This window comes from Micromonospora sp. D75, from assembly GCF_018070405.1.
Classification (GTDB): domain Bacteria; phylum Actinomycetota; class Actinomycetes; order Mycobacteriales; family Micromonosporaceae; genus Micromonospora; species Micromonospora chalcea.
In genome coordinates this window covers 1-4274 of sequence record NZ_JAGPXV010000528.1, presented here as the reverse complement: position 1 = coordinate 4274, position 4274 = coordinate 1, and the positions used below count along the sequence as shown (strand labels likewise).

Here is a 4274-nt window from a genome sequence, read left to right as displayed (position 1 = left end):
CACCACCGGGCTGCGGTGCCGGTCCAGGCGGGCCAGGCTGAGGCGGATCTGCCGGCCGTCCCGGCTCACCACGAAGTCCCGCAGGTCCCGGTCGAAGCCGTCGAACACCTCGCCCAGCCCGCCCGGATCCGCCTCGGCCACCCGGTAGCCGGCCCGTTCCAGCGCCGCGCGTACCCCGTCGGCCGCGGCCGCGGCGGCGCCCTCCACGTCGGCGAACAGGTCGACGTCCTCGGTGGGGCGGGTGACCAGGCCGTGCGCGGCCCAGGCGACACCGCCGCCGAGCACGAACCGGTGCGGGCCGGCGGCGGCCAGCGCCACCCGGGCCACCTCCCGGTAGAAGTCGTGCGGATGGGTCACGCCGGGCGCAGGCTCCGGTGCCGGCCCTCCCAGGCCAGGCGTACGCCCCGGGGCAGGTTCAACAGCGGCCACAACCGGCGCAACGTGCCCCCGTGGATCAGCTCGCGCAGATCCTCCACCCGGGTCGTCTCGCGCAGCACGTTCTCGTACATCCAGAGCAGTTCGTCCGGGTCGGCCAGGTCGAACGCGCGCTCGCTGCTCCACATGAGGCGTACCGGCAGTTCGACGATGCCGGTGGTGGGGCCGGTCAGCTCGTCCAGGGTGCGCGCCACCACGGCGGGTCGCCCGGGCCGGGCGAGGTACGCGTGCGCGGTGGCCGACATGGCATCAGGGTAACCCCAACCCGGCCCATCACCCCCCTCCCTTCCCGCCCTTGTCGCGTCGGGCGGGCCCACCCCAGCCCGTTGATCAAGGAGTTTGTGTCTGCCTCAGGCCTCACGGGTGACCCAAACTCCTTGATCAATGACCGTTCACTCGAGGCTTGATCGATCATGAGGTTGGCGGCGACAAACCGGACACGAGGTGCCGTCAACCTCATGATCGACGCTTCCGGGTCACGGGAGGGTGAGCCGGGGTGGCGGGTGGGGTGGGTGTCGGGTTTCGGGGTGGTTGGGGACACCCGGGTGGCGGAATCGGTGGCGGGGCGGGGGCGTTATACCTGGTGAACGACCGCAGCAGCATCCCCCGGCACCCCCGGAATGATCCCGGGGCGGCTCTGTCTGTGGGCTCGACTCGCACGCCTCCGGCGGCTGGCCTAGGGTGAGAAGGAAGAGGTGAGAGCCGTTCTCGACGCTGAGGGGGTGCCCGGGTGGGTCTGAAGACCTTCATCCAGGGGTGGCCGGTCTACCGGCAACTCACCGGCACCGATCCGCTCGGTCGCGGCGCCGCCGCCCAGTCGGCGCGCTCCGCCGCGCTGACCGCCCGCACCGAGACCGCCGACGGCATGGCCCGCTCGGTCTGCCCGTACTGCGCGGTCGGCTGCGGGCAGCGCGTCTTCCACTCCGACGGCAAGGTCACCCAGATCGAGGGCGACCCGGACAGCCCGATCTCGCGCGGCCGGCTCTGCCCGAAGGGCTCGGCCAGCAAGAGCCTGGTGACCAGCCCGCTGCGCCAGACGAAGGTCCGCTACCGTCGGCCGTACGCGACCGAGTGGGAAGACCTGGACCTCGACGTCGCGCTCGACATGATCGCCGACCGGATCCTCGCCGCCCGCGCGGAGACCTGGGAGGACGTCGACGACGAAGGTCGTCCGCTGAACCGGACGCTCGGCATCTCCAGCCTCGGCGGCGCGACGCTGGACAACGAGGAGAACTACCTCATCAAGAAGCTGTTCACAGCGATGGGGGCACTCCAGATCGAGAACCAGGCCCGTATTTGACACTCCGCCACCGTCCCCGGTCTGGGGACCAGCTTCGGTCGCGGCGGCGCCACGGACTTCCAGCAAGATCTCGCCAACGCTGACGTCATCATCATCCAGGGCTCGAACATGGCCGAGGCCCACCCGGTGGGTTTCCAATGGGTGATGGAGGCGAAGAAGCGCGGCGCGAAGGTCTTCCACGTCGACCCGCGGTTCACGCGCACCAGCGCGCTCGCCGACACGTACCTGCCGATCCGGGCGGGCACGGACATCGCGCTGCTCGGCGGCGTGGTGCGCTACATCCTGGACAACGAGCTGGACTTCCGGGAGTACGTGCTGGCGTACACCAACGCGGCCAACATCGTCAGCGAGCGGTTCGCCGACACCGAGGACCTGGACGGCCTGTTCTCCGGCTACAACCCGGACACCGGCTCCTACGACCACGCCAGCTGGCAGTACGAGGGCCAGGAGGACAACGCCAAGATCAGGGGTACCGGCAAGGAGCGTGACTCGGCTTCCGGGTTGGAGCACGAGTCGCACGGCGAGCCGGTGCCGGCGCAGGCCCCGCGGGACGAGACGTTGCAGCATCCGCGCTGCGTCTACCAGATCCTGAAGCGGCACTTCGCCCGCTACACGCCGGAGATGGTGGCCCGGGTGTGCGGCATCCCGGAGGAGAAATTCCTCGAACTGGCGCGTGCCTGGACGGAGAACTCGGGGCGGGAGCGCACCGGCGCGCTCGTCTACTCGGTCGGCTGGACGCAGCACAGCGTGGGCGTGCAGTACATCCGCACCGGCTCGATCATCCAGACGCTGCTGGGCAACATGGGCCGTCCGGGCGGTGGCATCCTGGCGCTGCGCGGTCACGCCAGCATCCAGGGCTCCACCGACATCCCGACGCTGTTCAACCTGCTGCCCGGCTACCTGCCGATGCCGCACCACGCCGACCACCCGACGTTCGACAGGTGGGTGGACAGCATCCGGCACCCGGGGCAGAAGGGCTTCTGGGGCAACTCGCGGGCGTTCGCGGCGAGCCTGCTCAAGGCGTACTGGGGTGACGCGGCGACGCCGGAGAACGACTTCTGCTACGGCTACATGCCCCGGATGACCGGCGACCACGGCACGTACCAGCAGGTCCTGAACATGATCGACGGCAAGGTGAAGGGCTATTTCCTGCTCGGCCAGAACCCGGCGGTCGGCTCGGCGCACGGCCGTGCCCAGCGCCTCGGCATGGCCAACCTCGACTGGCTCGTGGTCCGCGACCTGTTCATGATCGAGAGCGCCACGTTCTGGAAGAACGGCCCGGAGGTCGCCACCGGTGAGATCGTGCCGGAGGAGTGCCGTACCGAGGTGTTCTTCCTGCCGGCGGCCTCGCACGTGGAGAAGGAGGGCACGTTCACCCAGACGCAGCGGCTGCTGCAGTGGCGGGAGAAGGCCGTCGACCCGCCGGGCGACGCCCGCTCCGAGCTGTGGTTCTTCTACCACCTCGGCCGCGTGCTGCGGGAGAAGCTGGCCGGCTCCACCGAGCGCCGCGACCGGGCGCTGCTGGACCTGGCCTGGGACTACCCCACGCACGGTCCGCACGCGGAGCCGAGCGCCGAGGCGGTGCTCAAGGAGATCAACGGGTACGAGGTGGCGACCGGCCGCCCGCTGAACGCGTTCGGCGAGGCCCGCGACGACGGCTCGACGGCGATCGGCTGCTGGATCTACTCCGGGGTCTACGCCGACGGGGTGAACCAGGCGGCCCGCCGCCGGTCCCGCCACGAGCAGGACTGGGTGGCCGCCGAGTGGGGCTGGGCGTGGCCGGCGAACCGCCGCACGCTCTACAACCGCGCCTCCGCCGACCCCGAGGGCCGGCCGTGGAGCGAGCGCAAGAAGTACGTCTGGTGGGACCCGGATGCCGGCGAGTGGACCGGCTACGACGTGCCGGACTTCGAGAAGACGAAGCCGCCGATCAACCGGATGAACCCGAGTCCGCCGGAGCCGCACAGCCAGGTCTTCCCGTACGTGTTCACGGTCAGCCGCCTCACCGAGCACCACACCGCCGGTGGGATGAGCCGTACCGTGCCGCGCCTGGCCGAGCTGCAACCGGAGATGTTCGTCGAGGTGTCCCCGGAACTGGCCGGCGAGGTCGGGCTGGCGCACCTGGGCTGGGCGCACCTGATCAGCGGCCGCGCGGTGATCGAGGCGCGGGTGCTGGTCACCGACCGGCTCACTCCGCTGCGGGTGGACGGGCGGATCATCCACCAGGTGTGGCTGCCGTACCACTTCGGCACCGAGGGTCTGGTCACCGGCGACTCGGCGAACGACCTGTTCGGCATCACGCTGGACCCGAACGTGCTCATCCAGGAGAGCAAGGTCGGCACCTGCGACATCCGGCCCGGCCGTCGTCCCACCGGTCCGCCGCTGCTGGACCTGGTCGGCGACTACCAGCGGCGGGCCGGGATGACGCCGGACCGGAAGATCCCGCTGGTGACCACCGACGCGGCCGGCGGGGACGACGCCGCCGGCAGCACCGACGAGCAGTCGCCCGCCGCGCACCAGGACGGGGAGCCGCATGCCT

3 protein-coding genes are annotated in these 4274 nt (G+C 70.8%); 1 reads left to right on the top strand and 2 read right to left on the bottom strand.

The genetic code is table 11. The annotated features are described in order from the left end of the window. The coding region (locus tag KBX39_RS24730; protein ID WP_210872747.1) for a nucleotidyl transferase AbiEii/AbiGii toxin family protein at positions 1-357 on the bottom strand (357 nt) is incomplete at its 3' end. Further along, positions 354-680: a hypothetical protein gene (locus tag KBX39_RS24725; protein ID WP_043323958.1), complete on the bottom strand. Its 327-nt coding sequence runs from the start codon at positions 678-680 to the stop codon at positions 354-356. The genes KBX39_RS24725 and KBX39_RS24730, both read right to left, overlap by 4 nt. Positions 681-1165: 485 nt before the next feature. Between KBX39_RS24725 and fdh the strand changes: the two genes are divergently transcribed. Beyond that, the coding region (gene fdh / locus KBX39_RS24715) for a formate dehydrogenase (protein WP_312247483.1) at positions 1166-4274 on the top strand (3109 nt) is incomplete at its 3' end.

Coding starts and splice junctions, on each gene's coding strand:
- KBX39_RS24725 (WP_043323958.1), bottom strand. CDS start 680: ATGTCGGCCACCGCGCACGCGTACCTCGCCCGGCCCGGGCGACCCGCC.